This is a genomic window from Azospirillum thiophilum (assembly GCF_001305595.1).
Lineage (GTDB): Bacteria > Pseudomonadota > Alphaproteobacteria > Azospirillales > Azospirillaceae > Azospirillum > Azospirillum thiophilum.
This window is the reverse complement of record NZ_CP012401.1, coordinates 1,081,311-1,100,000: the sequence shown is the minus strand read 5'-3', so window position 1 is coordinate 1,100,000 and position 18,690 is coordinate 1,081,311. Positions and strand designations below refer to the sequence as shown.

Below are 18,690 nucleotides of genomic sequence, written 5' to 3'. Positions count from 1 at the left end.
GGTCTTATCAATGGTCTTAATACCTTCGTGTAGAGACCGTGATCGACGGCTTGCTGGGCGACCCAGGGGTTACAGGAGGAGGATGACGGTGCGTTCGAGGCTCTCCCGCCTTCCCACGCTCGCCTTGTTTGCCATCATCGCGGCCGGAGCGCTGATGCCTGTGGCAGTTGCCGCACGCAACACCGACGCGCCGAGCGGCCGGGGGCAGCATTCCTATAAGCCGGCGGTAAAACCGAATACGGAAGCGGGAGAGAGTTCCGAGCCCACGGATATCCCGGAGACTGCAAAAGCCGATGATGTTCCGGCCGGCCCGATCGACCGCCGCACCCTGTCGATCGGGCGTGGCGACACGCTGATGGATCTTTTGGCTGGGGCGAACGTGCCGGCCAATGATGCCCATGACGCGGTTTCCGCCCTGCGCGACGTCTATAATCCGCGCCGCCTCCAGGTCGGGCAGCGCGTGACCGTTCTGTTCGAGCCGCGCCGCGGCGGTGCCCGCAAGTTCGTCGGGCTGGAATTCGCTCCCGACCCCCTGCGGTCCGTGTCGATCGCGCGCAAGGGCAATGCGGGCTTCACCTCCAGCCAGATCGAGAAGCCGGTGACACGGAAGCCGGTCGCGGCACAGGGTGTCATCCGGTCGAGCCTGTTCGAGGCGGGGGCCCAGGCCGGGGTTCCGATCTCGGTCATGATGGCTTTCATCCAGAACTTCTCCTACGACGTCGACTTCCAGCGCGACCTGCAGCCGGGCGACCGCTTCGAGATCATGTACGAAAAGCTGGTCACCGCCGACGGAACCGCAGCCGGCGAGGGTGACCTGCTCTACGCATCGCTGACGCTGAGCGGCGACGACATGCCGATCTACCGGTTCAAGACCCGCGACGGCCGCATCGACTATTTCAACGGCGACGGCGAGAGCATCCGACGCGCCCTGCTGCGCACCCCGGTCGACGGCGCGCGCATCACCTCGGGCTTCGGCATGCGCCGCCACCCGATCCTGGGCTTCAGCAAGATGCACAAGGGCGTGGATTTCGGAGCTCCGGCGGGCACGCCGATCTACGCCGCCGGCCGCGGCACGGTGGAGTTGGCCGAGCGCAACAGCTCCTATGGCAACTACATCCGCATCCGCCACAATACCGAGATTTCCACCGCCTATGCCCATATGAGCCGTTTCGCCAAATCGATCCGGCGCGGCGGCCGGGTCGAACAGGGCGATGTCATCGGCTATGTCGGCTCCACCGGACGATCCACCGGGCCGCATCTGCATTACGAAGTGCTGAAGGCCGGGCATCAGGTGAACCCGCGCTCGGTGGACCTGCCGACCGGCGAGAAACTGGAAGGGCGTGAGCTTCAGGCCTTCCAGCAGGCCCGGAGGGCGATCGACAAGCTGTTCGAGGACAACCGCAGCGGCCTCCAGTTGGCCCGCACCCCGGCCCCGGTGGAGGAAAAAGGCTGCAGCAAAGCCACCAGCTGCTGACCGGACAATCTCCGACCGGTTCCGTCAGCTCTGGTTCATGATGTTGCGGAGGGCGCCGACGAACTGGCGGGCGGTATGTTCGTCCTCCAGCATCTTCTGCAGCTTCTCGCGGATGACCATCGCCTTCGGACGCTGCTGCATCGCGCGTTCGATGGCAAGATCCGCTTCGCCGGGCTTCAATGGTTCGAGGTCGGACATGACGGACATCCCGTGCTGGTGCCGGAAGTCGGCATTGAGGTAAGGATAGCCGGTTCCGGGCCGGCCATCATCAGACAAAGCGCGTTGACGCTATTGCTCGTGCGGTGCTGCGTCAGCGGTATTGGCCGACGGTCTCCACCGCCTCCCCGCCGGTGCCGAGCTTGAACTCGGTGACGCCGGGGGCGGTGTCGGGATTGATGCCGCCAAGGTCGAGGGCGCGGACCCCGCGCCCCTTGAACTCCTGCATCGCCCGCCACAGGACCAGTCTCATGGCACCGCTCTTGCGGCCCGACGCGCTGGCCCAACTGATCTGGCTGGTGGCGCACATGCCATGGCGGAAGAACAGGCCGCAGGCGACCGGCGTACGGCCGTCCAGCGCCGTGACCATGACGACGCCGTCGTTGCGGCTACCGCCCTTGACCATGGCATTGCGCAGACGGACGGCCAGCGGCCCGGTCATCGCGCGGAAGCCCTTGTCCCGCGCCTGGACGTGTTCCTGCTTCATCAGCCAGGGAAGATTGTCGGCCTTCCAGTCGACGTCGAGGACCAGCCCGGCCTTCTCCGCTCCGCGCAGCCGCTGGCGCCAGTCCCGAGCCAGCCCGGCGCGCATCGCCTCCTCGCTCCGGGTCAGGTCGAGCCAAACGGTCCGGTAGCCGGTGCCGATCTTCTGGAAGCCGCAACGGGCAAGCAGTGACTCGCTCTCCGGTCCGGCCGGGAGCTCCGGCAACAGGTTGGCGCGGCTGAGTGGCGAGCGCGGGCAGGCACGGCGCAGCCGACGGAATACCGCTTCCAGCATGTCGGGGGTGAGGATCGTACCATCGAGCCACAGCGGGCCGCGATAGCATTGGCGGTCGTGGAACAGCTTCAGCATGCGGCGGTCGAGCGTCTGCACGAGGCCGACCGGCTCGCCATCTCCACGGATCACGCCCAGGCGCGGGACATGGCCATAGGTGCGGCCCATGGCACGGCCATAGGCGAAACTCTGCAACAGGGTGGAGCGCGAGACACGTGCGAACAGCGCGTTCCACTCGCCGACAGTGCCCTCGTTCCAGGAAATGTCGATGTCGGGCATCGAGGTTCCCCGCCGGTTCAGGCCGGCGGCAGGGCAGCGGTCGCCTCTTCCACCTGGGCGAAGGACGGACGGTATTCGGGTTCGAGCACGTTGCGCGCGTACTCCACCGAAATGGCTGGAGCATAGCCGGACAGATGCGCGATCAGACCGGTCTTCATCGCGTGGTAATATTTGCCCTCGGCATGATAGATGTTCTTCAGGCCGCTGGCGATGGGGGCGAGGAAGCCGTAGGCGACCAGGATGCCGGTGAAGGTGCCGACCAGCGCGCCGCCGATCAGCTTGCCCAGAACCTCCGGCGGTTCGGTGATCGACCCCATGGTATGAATCACGCCCAGCACCGCGGCCACGATGCCCAGCGCCGGCACCGCGTCGGCCACCGCCTGGATGGCGTCGGCAATGCGCTGGTGTTCGTGGTGCATCGTCTCGATGTCCTCGTCCATCAGGTCGACCAGCTCATGCGGGTTGTCGGCCCCCAGTGACATCAAGCGCAGATAGGTACAAAGGAAAGCGATGGCGTGATGGTCGCCGTAGAATTTGGGAAACTGCTGGAAGAGCGGCGAGTCTTCCGGCTTCTCGATATGCTGCTCCAGAGCCAGCAGGCCCTTGGTCTTCGCGATCTTGAAGACCTGATACATCATGGTGAGGATTTCCAGGAAATCCTCCTTCTTGTATTTCGGACCCTTGAAGAGATGGCCGAGCTCCTTGCCCGTATGGGTGACCACGGATTTTGGATTGGCGATGAAGAAAGCTCCGGCGGCCGACCCAAGAATGATCAGGAACTCGAACGGCATCCACAGCACGCCCATGTGGCCGCCACCCAGGACGTAGCCGCCGAACACGCTGAAGATCACGATGGCCAATCCGATGATCACGAACATTCGGTCTCTTCCTCCCCCGATACCGGCCACGGACTGCTAGCCGACCCGGCGGACAGATGGCCGGAGATCGATTGAGTTTCCGTGAATCACCCGAACGGCCTAACGCCTTTGCGACAGGCCGCGCGATCCTACCGGGGCGGGCGGGTCCTGTCACGAAAGGACTGGTGACCTAGGGTTTCCAACCAGTTCGCGACTGCCGGGCGGAGAAAGCACGCAGCGGATGGCGGATCGGCATGCATGGAGGACACAGAAAGATCACTGACCGGCCAACCGCCGCATCGCCATCCCCATCAGCCTGCCCCTTTGTTTCCCCTCTGATCCGGCAGACACCGGACACCGTATCAGTCATCATATGTGTAAGGATGTTGCGATCCCTCCAACCGGGCCACTGCCATGACCGTCCAAACCCACCTCCGCACCATCGCCCTGGCGGCGCTCCTCCCTTTGATGGGAGGCGCCTCGGCCCTGGCCGCCAGCGCCCACGACTTCACCTTCCAGGGTATCGACGGCCAGCCCTTGCCGCTGTCGCAGTTCGCCGGCAAGACGATCCTGGTGGTCAACACCGCATCTCAATGCGGATTCACTCCGCAATACAAGGGATTGGAGGCACTCTGGCAGCGCTACCGCGACCGCGGGCTGGTGGTGGTCGGTGTGCCGTCCGACGATTTCGGCGGGCAGGAGCCGGGGAGCGCCGCGCAGATCAAGGATTTCTGCGAGGTCAACTACAGCATCGACTTTCCGATGACGGACAAGACGGTGGTGTCCGGCGACGGTGCCCACCCCTTCTACCGCTGGGCGGCCGACGAGTTGGGCTTCCTGGCCAAGCCGCGCTGGAACTTCCACAAATATCTGATCGGGCCGGACGGCAAGCTGCAATCCTGGTTCTCGACCATGACCGATCCCGAGTCCGAGAAGGTCCGCGAAGCGATCGAAACGCTGCTGCCGGCGACCGCACCGAAGTCCTGACCACCGGACGGGCAACCGGCAGTGATCTTCACTCCACCGCCTGCCGCAAGGCCGCTGCACCTGCCCAGGGTGCCAGCGGCAGGGCGGCGGCGAGGATGCCGGCCAGCAACAGCAGGTGCGGGCGCGGGGTCAGCCCGTTGATCGCCGCGTCGATGGCGCCAGCGCCGAAGATCAGCACCGGGATGTAGAGCGGCAGGATCAGCAGCGACAGCAGCACGCCGCCGCGCCGCGCGCCCAGGGTCAACGCCGCGCCGATGGCACCGATCAGGCTGAGGATCGGCGTGCCCAGCGTCAGCGTCAGCACCAGAACGCCGAACCCTTCCGCATCCATGTTCAGCAGCACCGCCAGCAACGGGGCGGCGACGATCAGCGGCACGCCGGTGACCAGCCAATGGGCCAGGGTCTTGGCCAGCACCGCGGCTTCCAGCGGCAGGGAGGAGAGCGAAAGGAGTTCTAGCGAGCCGTCCTCGTAATCGGTCTGGAATAACCGTTCCAGCGACAGGAGGGAGGCGAGCAGCGCCGACACCCAGATCACGCCGGCGGCGATCCGGGCAAGGATGTTCGGCTCCGGCCCGACGCCGAAGGGGAACAGAACCACGCACAGCACGAAGAACATGACAGCGATGGTGGCGTCAGACCCCTGGCGCAGCGCCAGCCGCAGGTCGCGTGCGACCAGACGCAGGAAACGGCTCATGCGGCGGCCCCCTCTTCCTCTTCGTACCCATCCCCCTCCCCTTCATCGGCATAAGGGGTGAAATCGTCCAGATGCAGAGCCTCGCCGCCGGGGGTGGCGATGTCAGTGTGGGTGGAGAGCACCACCATGCCGCCCTGGGCGCGGTGTTCGGCGATCAACCCCTCGAACAGGGCGATGGCCGCACGGTCGAGCGCAACGGTCGGCTCGTCCAGCAACCACAGCGCCGCCGGTGCGGCCAACAGCCGCGCCAGATTGAGCCGCCGCTTCTGCCCGGCCGACAGGTAGCGCCCCGGCACCGCGGCGATGTGCGGCACCCCCAGCCGGTCGAGCGCCGTCCGGGCATTGGCCGCCGGATCCCCGGCCCCCGCCAATGCCGCCCAGAAGGCGAGATTCTCCGCCGCCGTCAGCACCGGCTTCACCGCGTCGAGATGGCCGACATACTGCACCCGCGCCCGGTGACCGTCGGCATCGTCGGCGATCGAGACCCCATCCCAGCCGAGCGTGCCGCGCAGGGGCTTCAGCAGTCCGGCCATCACCCGCAGCAGGCTGGATTTGCCGCTGCCATTCGGGCCGAGCAGCACGAGCGCCCCGCCGGGGGCGATACGGAACTCCAGCCCGGTGAAGACCAGCCGGTCGCCACGCAGGCAGGTCAGCTCGGATCCGGCGAAGACGGGCATGGCTACGGGTCGCGCTTCCGGTTGAGGGAGGCGCTGCTATAGCACAAGGCGGCGCGAAAGCCGGAGCAAGAATGGCGTCTTCATGGCCACGGCTCCGGGCGGACAAAGAAAAGGCCACCGCGAGGGGGTTCTCGCAGTGGCCTCGTGCCCGGCCGGGTCCGGCTGGGCGATGCTCGGTAGAACGACCCCCGCTTCACCGCGGCAACAACGTTAGGGGAGACGTCGTGCGCGACCTATGGGGCCGGTTGCTTGAAAACCCATTTAATGGAAGAAAATGGCAAAATTTGGATGGGGTTCGAGCGATCGGACATCGTCTCCGCTGAAAGACCGCTCCCACGACGGCACCGTCCCATGCGTGCACTGCAGCACCGGGTGCCGCGATTGTCACGGCTGGACGGACAACGATTGTTCTGAATCAACGCCTTCGCTCCACCGATCGCGCATCTTCACGCCGTCTTTCCCCCTGTCCCGCGGGGGATGCGGCACGCTGCTCGGGGCGTGCCGGCGACATGCCAAATTGTGTCCAGGAAGCGAGTTCGCCATGTCGGCCTTTGCAGACATCCTTCAGGCCATGCCGCCGATCGCGCGCGTTGTCCTCATGCTCGGTCTCGTCTCGGCGGCCGGGGTGGCCCTCGGCCATGTGAAGATCCGGGGGGTCGGGCTCGGCATCGGCGGCGTGCTGTTCGCGGGCATCGCCGGCGGCCATGTCGCCAAGCAGGCCGGCATCGCCTTCAATCCGGAGATGATGGACTTCATCCGCGACTTCGGGCTGATCCTGTTCGTCTATACCATCGGCATCCAGGTCGGTCCCGGCTTCTTCGCGGCGCTTCGCCGCACCGGGCTGGCGCTGAACGGCCTGGCGCTGCTGATGGTGGTGTCCAGCATCCTGCTGACTGCGGTGCTGGTGGGATCGGGGGCATTGTCGCTGGGCTCCTCGCTGGGGGTGTTCGCCGGTGCGGTGACCAATGCCCCGGCGTTGGCCGCCACCCAGCAGGTGCTGACCGAGGTCGGGGCCGATGCCGCGGTGATGGCCCTGCCCGGCCTCGCCTTCGCCGTCACCTACCCGTTCGGCATCGCCGGCAACCTGCTGGCGATGGCCGCCGTCCGCATCCTGTTCCGCATCGACCCGGAAGCGGAGGCCCGCCGGTTCGAGGAGTGCCGCCGCGCCGAAGTGTCGACGCTGGAGACCATGGATCTGGCCGTACGCAATCCGGACCTCGCCGGCAGGCCGCTGGGCTCCCTCACGCTGATGGGAAGCCTGATGTGCGACCAAGGCGTCGTGGCCTCGCGCCTGCTGCGCGACGGCGTGCTGTGCGTGCCGCGCCCTGACACCCTGCTGAGGCTGGGCGACGTGCTGCACGTCGTCGGGCCGCGGCCCAAGCTGGAGCAGGCGCGCGCCCTGCTGGGACAGGAATTCGACCGGCCGCTGACCACCAAGGGCACCGACCTGAAGTGGGAGCGCATCGTCGTCACCAACAGCGCCGTGCTGGGCAAGTCAATCGCCGCCCTGAACCTGCAGGAGGCGCATGATGTCGTGGTCAGCCGCGTCAACCGGTCGGGCGTGGAACTGGTGCCGACCCCGGCGCTGAAGCTGCAGTTCGGCGACATCCTGACGGTGATCGGCCGGCCGGAGAGCCTTGCCGCCGTCGGAAAGGTCTTCGGCAACTCGTCCCGCCGGCTGCAGCAGGTCGAGATGATCCCGATGTTCCTCGGCATCGCGCTCGGGGCGGCGCTGGGCGCCATCCCGATCTTCCTGCCGGGGATGCCGGCGCCCCTGCGCCTGGGTCTGGCCGGCGGGCCGCTGATCGTCGCGCTGATCCTGGGCCGCATCGGCCATATCGGGCCGCTGGTGTGGTTCATGCCGCCCGCCGCCAACCTGGCGCTGCGCGAGATCGGCATCGTGCTGTTCCTGGCGGTGCTGGGCATCGCGTCGGGCGACCGCTTCATCGCCACGCTGGCCAGTGGCGCCGGCTGGCCCTGGATGCTCTGGGGCGTGCTGGTGACGCTGGCGCCGCTGCTGCTGACCGGGCTGATCGCGCGCGGGCTGATGAAGCTGAATTTCCTGACCATCTGCGGCGTGCTGGCCGGGGCGCAGACCAACCCGCCGGGGCTCGCCTACGCCAACGCACTGGTCGCGTCGGAGGCGCCGGCGTTGGCCTATGCCACGGTCTACCCGCTGGCGATGTGCCTGCGCATCCTGGGTCCGCAGATCCTGGTACTATTGTTGTGGTGACGGAGCATTTTCCGACACAAGCGGCACAACGTGCACGCGGTGTGAAATCCGCGTTGCGGAACCCATACGCCCCGGTCTAGCCTGTGCCGCAATGGTCAGACCATGGCCCACCACCACAACCCAGCCGGTTCCTGCGCATGCATCGACACCCGCCCGTCAGTGAGTCCGCCCCCGCCGCCGTCGTCGTGGAGGGGTTGCACAAGCGGTTCGGCGAGCTGGAGGTGCTGAAGGGCGTTTCGCTGACCGCAAGGGAAGGCGACGTCATCACGCTGATCGGCTCGTCCGGCTCGGGCAAGAGCACGCTGCTGCGCTGCATCAACATGCTGGAGATCCCCGACGACGGGCGCGTCGTCATCGGCGGCGAGTCCATCGGGCTGAAGAAGGCCCGCGGCGGCCGCACCGTTCCCGCCGACAGCCGGCAGGTCGAGCGCATCCGCACCCGGCTGGGCATGGTGTTCCAGAGCTTCAACCTCTGGACCCACATGACGATCCTGGAAAACGTGATCGAGGCGCCGGTGCATGTGCTTGGCGTGCCGAAGGCGGAGGCCGTCGACCGCGCCCGCGGGCTTCTGGACAAGGTCGGCATCCTGGCCAAGGCCGACGCCTATCCGGTCCAGCTGTCGGGCGGGCAGCAGCAGCGCGCGGCCATCGCGCGGGCGCTCGCCATGCAGCCCAAGGTGATGCTGTTCGACGAGCCGACCTCGGCGCTCGACCCGGAGCTGGTCGGCGAGGTGCTGCGCGTCATCCGCCAGTTGGCGGACGAAGGCAACACGATGATCCTGGTGACGCACGAGATGGGCTTCGCCCGCGAAGTGGCGTCCAAGGTGGTTTTCCTGCACCAGGGGCGGATCGAGGAGGAGGGGTCACCCGACAAGGTGCTGACCAACCCCGACTCGGACCGGGTGCGGCAGTTCCTCTCGCGCCATCTGTCCGGCGCGGCGTGAGGGGACGAGGCAGAGGGCAGGACCGGACCGTCAGAAACAGCCCGGCCCCGGCAGGGGCCAAAGAACGGGCGAACCGAACAGAGGAGTGTGTTCCTTGAAGAAGATCGTTTCGGCCCTGGCGCTCGGCGCCATGATGGCCGTTGCCGCCGCCGGCGCCGCCGGTGCGAAGGAATGGAAGACGGTCCGCATCGCCAGCGAGGGCGCCTATCCTCCGTGGAACGCCACCGACACCTCTGGCAAGCTGATCGGTTTCGAGGTCGAGCTCGCCAATGACCTGTGCAAACGCATGAAGGTCACCTGCGAGTATGTGGCCCAGGACTGGGACGGCATCATCCCGGCCCTGCAGCAGGGCAAGTACGACGCCATCATGTCGGCGATGACCATCACCGACGAGCGCAAGAAGGTCATCGACTTCTCGGCCCCCTATGGCACCGAACCGTCGGTCTTCGCCGTGCTGACCAGCTCGCCGCTGGCCAAGGCGCTGAACCTGGGTGCAGAGCGCGTCGACCTGAACGACCAGGGCAAGGCGAAGCCGACGCTGGACAAGCTGGCCGAGGTGCTGAAGGGCAAGGCGGTCGGCGTCCAGGTGTCGACCATCCAGGCCGATTTCATGGACAAGCATCTGTCGAAGGTGACGATGCGCACCTACGACAAGATCGACAATGCCGGCATCGACCTGACGTCCGGCCGCGTCGACGCCATGCTGGGCGACCGCTCGGTCGTCGAGGCGGTGGTCAAGACCGACCCGGCCAAGATGGTCATCGTCGGCCCGAACTTCATCGGCGGCGTGATCGGCGAGGGCATGGGCGTCGGCCTGCGCAAGGACAGCGCCGACCTGAAGGCGATGTTCGACAAGGCCATCGCCGAGGCGCTGAAGGACGGCACCGTCAAGAAGCTCAGCACCCAGCATTTCGGCTACGACATCTCGCCCAAGTAAGACGGACCTCCGGTCCATCCACGCGACCGAACGGCGCCCGGAGGCCTTGGCGGCAACCGGGCGCCAATCGTTCGTCGACCCTGTTCGCTGACCCCGTACGGCCGGCCCCAGCCGCGCCCGGCGGGCCTTACCGGGCGTGCCAATGCTGGAACTCCTTTCCTTCGGTCCCAACGGCTGGGGCGGCCAGCTTCTGCTGGGAACCGCGATGACGGTCGCGGTCGCCGTGTCGGCCTTCGCCTTCGGCATCCTCGTCGGGTCGGCCGGTGCCTCGGCCAAGCTCAGCAACAGCCTGGCGCTGAACGCGCTCGCCGACATCTACACCACGGTGGTGCGCGGCATTCCCGAACTGCTGGTCATCTACCTGCTGTTCTTCGGCGGCAGCGGCGTGGCGACCTCCATCGCGGTCGCCTTCGGCTATGACGGGCGGGTGGATCTGAACGCCTTCACCATCGGCGTGCTGGCGGTCGGCCTGATCTCCGGCGCCTATTCGACCGAGGTGATCCGCGGCGCGGTGCAGTCGGTCCCCTTCGGCCAGATCGAGGCGGGGCGTGCCTGCGGGATGAGCCGCTGGCTGATCCTGCGCCGGGTGCTGGTGCCGCAGACGCTGCGCTACGCCCTGCCCGGCCTGGGCAATGTCTGGCAGCTGACGCTGAAGGACACCGCGCTGGTGTCGGTGACGGCGCTGGCCGAGCTGATGCGCGTGACCCATCTGGCAGCCGGCGCGACGCGCGAGCCCTTCCTGTTCTACAGCGCCGCCGCGGTGCTGTACCTGCTGTTGACCACCGTTTCCACGGCGCTGTTCACCCGCGCCGAGCTGTCCGCCAACCGCGGCGTCCGGAGGGCCTGAAGCCATGAACTGGCAACTGATGTGGGACAGCCTGCCCCGCATGCTCGGCGGGCTGTCGCTGACGCTGCAGCTGATCGTGGGATCGCTGGCGCTGGGCGCCCTGGTCGCCTTCGCCGTGGCGCTGCTGCGGCTGTCGGGCAACCGCGTGGTGGAGACGCTGGCCACGGCCTATGTCTTCGTCTTCCGGGGCACGCCGCTGCTGGTGCAGATCTTCCTGGTCTATTACGGGCTGGGCCAGTTCGAATTCATCCGCGACAGCATCCTCTGGCCCATCCTGCGCGAGCCCTACTGGTGCGCCATCCTGGCGCTGACGCTGAACACCGGCGCCTACACCAGCGAGGTGCTGCGCGGCGCCATCCTGTCGGTGCCGCAGGGACAGGTGGAGGCGGCGCGCGCCTGCGGCATGTCCCGGGCGCTGGCCTTCCGCCGCATCGTGCTGCCGGTGGCGGTCCGCCAGATGCTGCCGGCCTACGGCAACGAGGTGATCCTGATGGTGAAGGCGACCTCGCTGGCCAGCACCATCACGCTGATGGAGGTCACCGGCATCGCCCGGCGCATGATCGCCCAGACCTTCGCGGTCTTCGAGCTGTTCATCGTCGCCGGGGCGATCTATCTGGTGCTGAACTTCGTCGCGACCCGCCTGATCAAATACGCCGAATGGCGCCTGACCCCCTATCTGCGGGCGCGGGCGTAAGTAAGGATAGCGCTGCAACAGCCCTCTCCCGCCCTCGCACAAACGTCGTTTGCGCTGACGGCGTCAGGCGGATCGGAGATCCGCCGAGAGCCCCGGCCGAGAACCCCGGGAGAGGGCCGTCATCCTTACTGCCCAAGCATGTCGAAGCTCGGCGGGGCCGGGTCGACGATGCGGGCGCCGGTGGGGGTGATCTCCAGCACCGCGAGGCCACGCTCGACCATGCCGTCGGCGCGCAGGCGGAACAGGCCGTCCAGCCCCTCGAAACCATTGGGATTGGTCATCGCCATCCGGTCGAAGGGGACCGGGCCGCCGGCGCGGCTCAGCACCGCGGCGATGGAGGTCGCATCATAGGCCAGCGTCGCGATGCGCGGCGGCTTGCGGCCGTAGACCTGCTCGAACTGCGATTCGAAGCGGGCGCGGGTCTGCGGGGCCGGGGCGGCGTACCAGGCGCCGACCAGCGCCGGCTCCTGTCCCAGGGCGCCTTGCGACGTATCGTCCCACAGGCCGGTGCCCAGCAGCTTGACCTGCTGCGGCTGCACGCCGTTGGCGGCCAGCGCCTGGGCGATGCCCTGGGCGCGCTGTCCGCTCTCCGCCAGCATGACCGCCTGCGGCTGCGGCGTCTCCTGCGCCACCTGCTTGGCGGGGACCGACAGGTCGGTGACGGTCGGGTCGTAGCGCTCGACCTGCGTGGTCATCGCCCCGAGACGCGGGGCCACGGCCTGCATGGCATTGACCACCGCGTCGCCATAGGGGGACCGTGGCGCCAGCACGGTGAAGCGGGTCGCTCCCCGCGACCGGGCGAGGCCGGCGACGCGGCTGACCTGATCGGCGGGGACGAAGCCCATCACATAGGTGCCGTTGCCGGCCTGGGTGGCGTCGTTGGTGAAGGCCAGCACGTCGACGCCGGCATTCTGGGCGATCGGCCGCACCGCGGCGACGTCGGCGGCGAACAGCGGGCCGATGATCAGCCGGGCGCCTTCGGCCAGCGCCTGCCGGGCCGCGTCGGCGGCGCCGTTCGGCGTGCCCTTGGTGTCGCGCGGCAGCAGCTCCAGCCGGTCACCGGCCATGTCGAACAGCGCCATCTGGGCGGCATCCAGCATCGCCTGGCCGATGGCCGCGCTCTGCCCGCTGAGCGGCACCAGGACCGCGACCTTGACCGGGCCCTGCACCTCCGGCAGGGGAGCCACCGGAGCGGGGACCGGTTGTGGCGCTTGTGCCACCCGCGGCGGCGCGCTTACAGTCGAACAGGCCGACAACAGGCCGGCGACCAGCAAGGCTGCCACGCCGTGACGTTTCAGACCCTGTGAGAAAGCTGTTGCCAAGCGTGCCACCAATCGTCTCCACATCTGCTGAAACAGCCGCCGAACCCGAAAGCGAGGCCCAGGGCATGGCCGGACAAGGCATGGCCGAAGGCGAGCCCACGGGCGGCGCGGACCAAAGTGGCGCTCAAGGTAGCCCCCTCGCCGCGCCAAGTAAACTCGCGGGGGGCCTCCATGTCGTCGCCACCCCGATCGGAAACGCCGCGGACATCACGCTGAGGGCGCTCGACGCACTGAAGCGGGCCGACGCCATCGCCTGCGAGGACACGCGCGTCACCGCCAAGCTGATGGGCATCCACGGCATCCACACCCCCTTCGTCTCCTACCACGAGCACAACGCCGCAAAGATGCGTCCGATCCTGATCGAGCGCATGAAAAAGGGCGAGGCCATCGCGCTGGTCACCGACGCCGGCACGCCGCTGGTCTCCGACCCCGGCTACAAGCTGGTGCGGGAGTGCGTGGCCGAGGGGGTCGCGGTGACCACGCTGCCCGGTGCCTCGGCCCCGCTGGTGGCGCTGGTGCTGTCCGGCCTGCCGACCGACCGCTTCCTGTTCGCCGGCTTCCTGCCCAACAAGAGCAGCGCGCGCCGCGCCACCGCCGGCGAGCTGAAGGGCGTGCCGGCCACGCTGGTCTTCTTCGAATCGCCGCAGCGCCTGCCAGAGTCGCTGGCCGACCTCGCCGACATCCTGGGTCCGCGCGAGGCCGCCGTCGCCCGCGAGCTGACCAAATTCTATGAAGAAGTGCGGCGCGGCACCCTGCCCGAGCTGGCCGCCCATTATGCGGAGGCCGGCCCGCCGCGCGGCGAGGTGGTGGTGGTGATCGGCCCGCCGGGGGCGGAGGCGACGCCGGGCGAGGCCGACGTCGACGCGCTGCTGCGCGAGGCGCTGTCCCGCCTGTCGGTGCGCGATGCCGCCGCCGACGTCGCCGCGCGCACCGGCCAGCACAAGCGCACGGTCTATGCCCGCGCCCTTGAAATGTCGCGTGAGGAGAGGGGAAAATGACCGGCCTGGATGCGCGGCGCCTGCGTGCCGAAAGCCTGGGCCGCCGGGCGGAGGCGCTGTGCCGCCTGTCGCTGCGGCTGCGCGGCTACCGCATCCTGGCCAGTCGCCTGCGCACGCCCATGGGGGAGATCGACATTGTGGCGAAGCGAGGCAAGTCCATCGCCATCGTCGAGGTGAAGGCGAGAGGCGACTGGGACACCGCGAACGAGGCGCTGAACGCCCGCCAGCGCGGCCGGCTGGCCCGCGCCGCCCATGCCTTCCTGGGCGCAAACCCGCAATATGCCGGCTATGTCTTGCGCTTCGACGTGATGCTGGTTACCCCTTGGGCTTGGCCCCGTCATCTGGTCGACGCCTGGCGGCTCTAGGGGCGGATCTGAGAGGATGACAGCCTTGAGCAACCGCGCGGAAGCCCGCGAGATCCTGCGCCTCATCGGCGACCAGCCCGACGACGAGATCGATCTGGCCGAAGCCGCACTGGCGCTGGGCGCGCTGGAGCTGCCGAATGCCGACCTCGCACCCTACCGCGCCCACATCAAGGCCATCGTCGACGACCTTGCCGCCCGCGTGTCGCAGACCGATGCGGCGGACGACAGCCTGGACCGACGCATCGGCCACCTGCACGCGGTGATCGGCGGGCGCCATGGCTATTCCGGCGATCACGACACCTACGACGACCTGCAGAACGCCAACCTGCTGCGGGTGATCGACCGCCGGCGCGGCCTGCCGGTCGCCCTGGGCATCCTCTACATGCATGCCGCCCGGTCGCAGGGCTGGCCGATGGTCGGGCTGAACTTCCCCGGCCATTTCCTGACCCGCATCGAGAAGGACGGCGCGCGCGCCATCATCGACCCCTTCAACGAGGGCCAGACCCGCAGCGTCGTCGACCTGCGCGACCTGCTGAAGGCTACCGCCGGCAGCGCGGCGGAGCTGGAGCCCGGCCATTACCGGCCGGTGTCGAACCGCGACGTCCTGCTGCGCCTGCAGAACAACATCAAGCTGCGCCATCTCTCGGCGCACGAGGTGCCCAAGGCGTTGGAGGTGCTGGAGGCGATGCGGCTGTTCGCCCCGCACGAACCGGCGCTGTGGCGCGAGACCGGCCTGCTGGAAGCCCATGCCGGCAAGCTGAAGGATGCCATCACCGCGCTGGAAACCTTCATGGCGCTGACCGCCGACGAGCATCACCGGCACCAGACCGCCTCGCTGATCCAGCAGTTGAAGAACCGCCTGAACTAACGTGTCATAATCTGACTGCCCCATCGGGGGACCGGAGACCCGTCATGAGCCTCGCCGTCGCGTTCCAGATGGACCCCATCGAGTCGATCAACATCGACACCGATTCCAGCTTCATGATGGCGTTGGAGGCGCAGAAGCGCGGCCATCGCCTGTACCACTACCAGCCGCGCGACCTGATCCTGACCGGCAACCGCCTGACCGCCCGTGTCCGCGAGATGACGGTGGTGCGCCAGCGCGGCGCCCATTACACGCTGGGCGAAGCGGTGGCGACCGACCTGTCGACGATGGACGTCATCCTGCTGCGGCAGGACCCGCCCTTCGACATGGCCTACATCACCTCCACCCACCTGCTGGAGCATGTGCAGCCCAAGGTCCTGGTGGTCAACGACCCGGCCGAGGTGCGCAACGCCCCGGAAAAGCTGTTCATCACCAAGTTCCCCGACCTGATGCCGCCGACGCTGATCACCAGCGACAAGCAGGCCATCCTCGACTTCCGGGCGGAGCACAAGGACATCATCGTCAAGCCGCTGTTCGGCAACGGCGGCGCCGGCGTCTTCCACCTGAAGCCGGACGACGAGAATCTGGGCTCCCTGCTGGAGATGTTCACCCAGCTCTACCGCGAGCCGGTGATCGTCCAGCGCTATCTGCCGGAGATCCGCCAGGGCGACAAGCGCATCATCCTGATCGACGGCGAACCGGCCGGCGCCGTCAGCCGCATGCCGCTGGAGGGCGAGGCCCGCGCCAACTTCCATGCCGGCGGCAGCGCCAGGAAGACCGAGCTGACCGCGCGCGAGCGCGAGATGTGCGCCGCCATCGGCCCGGTGCTGCGCGAGAAGGGCCTGGTCTTCGTCGGCATCGACGTGATCGGCGACTATATGACCGAGATCAACGTCACCTCCCCCACCGGCATCCAGGAGATCAACCGGCTGAACGGCGTCCAGCTGGAATCCCTGCTGTGGGACGCCATCGAGCGCCGCCGCGCGGATAAGTAAGGATGCGCCGTCGCGCGGGACGGTAGGAAAAGCGCCGTCGCGCGAAAGCATGATGCGCGGAATGGAAGGGCGGCCGGTCAGGCCGCCCGCCTGGACCGGACGAAGGCGTCGCGGATGTGGCGAACCAGTTCAGCCGCCGCCAGCGAGGGCGGGCGGGCCGGCTGGTGCAGGGTCACGGCGAAGGACGGCAGATCGGGAAGACCGCTGTCCGGCGGCAGGATGTCCAGGTCGGACGGTACGGTGAAGGCCAGCCAGGCCGACACGGCGAGATCCATCCGCACGGTGGCGAAGGTGGCGTCGAGCCCGCCATTCTCGAACATGCTGCGCCAGTCCCGCCCCTGTCGGCGCAGCGCCGCCATCACCGCCGGCCGGAAGACGCAGGTCTCCACCACCAGTGACAGCGGCAGCGGGGTCGACCTATGGGCGCTGCCGCCGCGGGCGCCGACCCAAACCAGACGATCGGTCATCAGATGCTCGCCGCGCGCCGTCTCCACCGGCTCCTCGACCACCGCCAGATCGAGGTCGCCGTCAGCGATGCGGGCCGCCAGCTCGGGCGACGACCCGCAGATGAGCGACAGCTCGACCTGCGGACAGGCGGCGGCGAAGCTCCGCAGCATCGGGGCGATGCTGGGGGCGACCAGATCGTAGGGAACGCCGATCCGCACCGGCCCATCGACCGCCCCGCCGGTGATGTCGGCCCAGATTTCGTCGTTCAGCGCCAGCAACCGGCGGGATTTTCCCAACAGCCGTTCCCCCAGTGCCGTCGGGCGCAGGCCGCCGCGGTCGCGGACGAACAGGGGGCCGCCTGCCAGCGCCTCGAGCCGCGCGATCTGCTGGCTGACCGCCCCCTGGGTCAGGTTCAGTACCTGGGCGGCGGCCGTCATGCTGCCACGGTCGGCGACCGCGGCGAAGCTGCGCAGCAGAGTGGTGTCGAGATTGCGAGCCATGCCGTCATTATCATCCGTAATGTTGTGCATCTCCACTATTAGTTTCCATCGAGGATCCTCCGGCGCTATCCCGGTCCCACCCACACCGCAGCCATCCTGGACCGGAGGAAGCCCCGCATGATCCCCGCCGTCAGCATCGACGCCGCGCTCGCCGCCCTGACCGACCACTGGTCGCCCAAAGTTGTCGCCCGGGTGAACGACCAGTATGTGAAGGTTGCCAAGCTGAAGGGCGAATTCGTCTGGCACCGCCACGACGACGAGGACGAACTGTTCCAGCTCATCCGCGGCCGGCTACGCATCCAGTTCGAGGACGGCAGTGAAACGCTGCTGTCGCCGGGCGAGCTGTGCGTGATCCCGCGTGGGGTGATGCACCGCCCGGTTGCCGACGAGGAGTGCGCGGTCCTGCTGATCGAGACGGTGACGACGAAGCACACCGGCGATGTCGAGACGCCGATGACCCGTTCCATCGCCGAACAGCTGGCCTGACGGCGGGCGCGGCTGCGGCGCACCGTGCCTTGACCGGCGGACTTCGGGGGGCGATAACTGCCGCCTCCCAGAGTTTTCGAGCGAGACCACCCGTGAACCGCATTTTCTCCGGCATGCAGCCGACCCGGCAGCTTCACCTCGGCAACTATCTGGGGGCGCTGCGCAACTGGGTGGAGCTGCAGAACAGCTACGAGTGCATCTTCTGCGTCGTCGATCTGCACGCGCTGACCATCGACCAGGATCCGGAGGTCCTGCGCAACAACATCCGCGAGGTCGCCGCGGCCTACATCGCCGCCGGCATCGACCCGGAAAAGAACATCCTGTTCAACCAGTCGGTGGTTTCAGCCCATGCCGAGCTGGGCTGGATCCTGTCCTGCCACACGCCGCTCGGCTGGCTGAACCGCATGACTCAGTTCAAGGAAAAGGCCGGCAAGCAGAAGGACATGGCCAACCTGGGCCTCTACGCCTATCCGACGCTGATGGCCGCCGACATCCTGCTGTACAAGGCGACCCATGTGCCGGTGGGCGAGGACCAGAAGCAGCATCTGGAATTGGCGCGCGACATCGCCGGTGCCTTCAACCGCCGCTATGAAACCGACTTCTTCCCGCTGCCCGAGCCGCAGATCCTGGGCGAGGCGACGCGGGTGATGAGCCTGCGCGATGGAAAGAAGAAGATGTCGAAGTCGGACGAGTCCGAATATTCGCGCATCAACATGACCGACGACGCCGACACCATCGCGCAGAAGATCCGCAAGGCCAAGACCGACCCGGAACCCCTGCCGGAAACCGTCACCGAGCTGGAAGCGCGGCCGGAAGCCGACAACCTCGTCACCATCTACGGTGCGCTGGCCGGTCAGTCGCGCGAACAGGTTCTGGCGCAGTTCGCCGGTTCCCAATTCTCCGATTTCAAGAAATCGCTGGTCGACCTGTCGGTGGACAAGCTGGCGCCGATCACCACCCGTATGAAGGAACTGTTGTCCGACAAGGCGGAGATCGACCGCCTGCTGAAGACCGGCGGCGAGCGCGCCGCGGCCATCGCGGAGAGGAACCTGAACGACGTGAAGGACATCATCGGCCTGTTGCGGCCGTAAGGATGCC

The 18,690-nt window shown here is 67.7% G+C and carries 20 protein-coding genes; 13 read left to right on the top strand and 7 right to left on the bottom strand.

What is annotated here, in order from left to right:
• Nucleotides 1-355 precede the first annotated feature (355 nt).
• Nucleotides 356-1,474: a M23 family metallopeptidase gene (locus AL072_RS05050; RefSeq protein ID WP_245636765.1), complete on the top strand. Its 1,119-nt coding sequence runs from the start codon at nt 356-358 to the stop codon at nt 1,472-1,474.
• A gap of 24 nt (nt 1,475-1,498) precedes the next feature.
• On the opposite strand, the gene AL072_RS34845 is transcribed toward AL072_RS05050, so the two are convergent.
• The 3 genes from AL072_RS34845 to motA form a co-directional block, all read right to left on the bottom strand.
• Nucleotides 1,499-1,672, bottom strand: a complete 174-nt coding sequence (locus AL072_RS34845; RefSeq protein ID WP_158511041.1) for a hypothetical protein — start codon at nt 1,670-1,672, stop codon at nt 1,499-1,501.
• A 112-nt stretch (nt 1,673-1,784) separates the two neighbouring features.
• Nucleotides 1,785-2,744, bottom strand: a complete 960-nt coding sequence (locus tag AL072_RS05045) for a lipid II:glycine glycyltransferase FemX (protein WP_045581252.1) — start codon at nt 2,742-2,744, stop codon at nt 1,785-1,787.
• Nucleotides 2,745-2,761: 17 nt separating this feature from the next.
• Nucleotides 2,762-3,622, bottom strand: a complete 861-nt coding sequence (gene motA / locus AL072_RS05040; protein ID WP_045581253.1) for a flagellar motor stator protein MotA — start codon at nt 3,620-3,622, stop codon at nt 2,762-2,764.
• Nucleotides 3,623-4,015: 393 nt separating this feature from the next.
• Between motA and AL072_RS05035 the strand changes: the two genes are divergently transcribed.
• On the top strand, nt 4,016-4,588 hold the full coding sequence (locus AL072_RS05035; RefSeq protein WP_045581254.1) for a glutathione peroxidase: 573 nt from the start codon (nt 4,016-4,018) through the stop codon (nt 4,586-4,588).
• A 28-nt stretch (nt 4,589-4,616) separates the two neighbouring features.
• Here the strand turns inward: AL072_RS05035 and ccmB are convergent, their stop codons facing one another.
• Together ccmB and ccmA are read right to left on the bottom strand one after the other, a co-directional pair.
• Nucleotides 4,617-5,282, bottom strand: a complete 666-nt coding sequence (gene ccmB, locus AL072_RS05030; RefSeq protein ID WP_045581255.1) for a heme exporter protein CcmB — start codon at nt 5,280-5,282, stop codon at nt 4,617-4,619.
• The gene (gene ccmA / locus AL072_RS05025; RefSeq protein ID WP_045581256.1) at nt 5,279-5,959 is read right to left on the bottom strand and encodes a heme ABC exporter ATP-binding protein CcmA; all 681 of its coding nucleotides are present in this window, start codon (nt 5,957-5,959) and stop codon (nt 5,279-5,281) included. The genes ccmB and ccmA overlap by 4 nt, the downstream gene beginning before the upstream one ends.
• Nucleotides 5,960-6,500: 541 nt before the next feature.
• Here ccmA and AL072_RS05020 point away from each other — a divergent pair.
• The 5 genes from AL072_RS05020 to AL072_RS05000 all read left to right on the top strand — a co-directional run bounded on the left by AL072_RS05020 (nt 6,501) and on the right by AL072_RS05000 (nt 11,614).
• Entirely contained in the window at nt 6,501-8,192 is a 1,692-nt protein-coding gene (locus tag AL072_RS05020) for a putative transporter (RefSeq protein ID WP_245636764.1), read from the top strand.
• Between the two features lie 137 nt (nt 8,193-8,329).
• On the top strand, nt 8,330-9,136 hold the full coding sequence (locus tag AL072_RS05015; protein ID WP_045581257.1) for an ABC transporter ATP-binding protein: 807 nt from the start codon (nt 8,330-8,332) through the stop codon (nt 9,134-9,136).
• 85 nt (nt 9,137-9,221) lie between these two features.
• Entirely contained in the window at nt 9,222-10,073 is an 852-nt protein-coding gene (locus AL072_RS05010; protein ID WP_245636763.1) for a lysine/arginine/ornithine ABC transporter substrate-binding protein, read from the top strand.
• Between the two features lie 142 nt (nt 10,074-10,215).
• Nucleotides 10,216-10,920: an ABC transporter permease gene (locus AL072_RS05005; protein ID WP_082108851.1), complete on the top strand. Its 705-nt coding sequence runs from the start codon at nt 10,216-10,218 to the stop codon at nt 10,918-10,920.
• 4 nt (nt 10,921-10,924) lie between these two features.
• A complete protein-coding gene (locus tag AL072_RS05000; RefSeq protein WP_045581259.1) occupies nt 10,925-11,614 on the top strand; it encodes an ABC transporter permease in 690 nt (229 codons plus the stop codon).
• 125 nt (nt 11,615-11,739) lie between these two features.
• Here the strand turns inward: AL072_RS05000 and AL072_RS04995 are convergent, their stop codons facing one another.
• On the bottom strand, nt 11,740-12,897 hold the full coding sequence (locus tag AL072_RS04995) for a penicillin-binding protein activator (protein WP_245636762.1): 1,158 nt from the start codon (nt 12,895-12,897) through the stop codon (nt 11,740-11,742).
• Between the two features lie 104 nt (nt 12,898-13,001).
• Here AL072_RS04995 and rsmI point away from each other — a divergent pair, with 104 nt between their 5' ends.
• Genes rsmI through gshB form a run of 4 tightly spaced genes read left to right on the top strand, consistent with a single transcriptional unit; the run spans nt 13,002 to nt 16,159 of the window.
• A complete protein-coding gene (gene rsmI / locus AL072_RS04990) occupies nt 13,002-13,934 on the top strand; it encodes a 16S rRNA (cytidine(1402)-2'-O)-methyltransferase (RefSeq protein WP_245636761.1) in 933 nt (310 codons plus the stop codon).
• Nucleotides 13,931-14,299: a YraN family protein gene (locus tag AL072_RS04985; protein WP_045581261.1), complete on the top strand. Its 369-nt coding sequence runs from the start codon at nt 13,931-13,933 to the stop codon at nt 14,297-14,299. The genes rsmI and AL072_RS04985 overlap by 4 nt, the downstream gene beginning before the upstream one ends.
• A 16-nt stretch (nt 14,300-14,315) precedes the next feature.
• Nucleotides 14,316-15,167 (top strand): SirB1 family protein, encoded by an 852-nt coding sequence (locus AL072_RS04980; protein WP_045581262.1) that lies wholly within the window; start codon nt 14,316-14,318, stop codon nt 15,165-15,167.
• Nucleotides 15,168-15,211: 44 nt separating this feature from the next.
• On the top strand, nt 15,212-16,159 hold the full coding sequence (gene gshB / locus AL072_RS04975; RefSeq protein WP_045581263.1) for a glutathione synthase: 948 nt from the start codon (nt 15,212-15,214) through the stop codon (nt 16,157-16,159).
• Between the two features lie 77 nt (nt 16,160-16,236).
• Here gshB and AL072_RS04970 read toward each other — a convergent pair whose 3' ends face one another.
• On the bottom strand, nt 16,237-17,106 hold the full coding sequence (locus tag AL072_RS04970; protein WP_045581264.1) for a LysR family transcriptional regulator: 870 nt from the start codon (nt 17,104-17,106) through the stop codon (nt 16,237-16,239).
• Nucleotides 17,107-17,223: 117 nt separating this feature from the next.
• Here AL072_RS04970 and AL072_RS04965 point away from each other — a divergent pair, with 117 nt between their 5' ends.
• Nucleotides 17,224-17,592, top strand: a complete 369-nt coding sequence (locus AL072_RS04965; RefSeq protein WP_045581265.1) for a cupin domain-containing protein — start codon at nt 17,224-17,226, stop codon at nt 17,590-17,592.
• Nucleotides 17,593-17,684: 92 nt separating this feature from the next.
• Complete coding sequence (gene trpS / locus AL072_RS04960; protein WP_045581266.1) at nt 17,685-18,683, top strand: tryptophan--tRNA ligase; 999 nt, start codon at nt 17,685-17,687, stop codon at nt 18,681-18,683.
• The last annotated feature ends 7 nt before the right edge of the window (nt 18,684-18,690 follow it).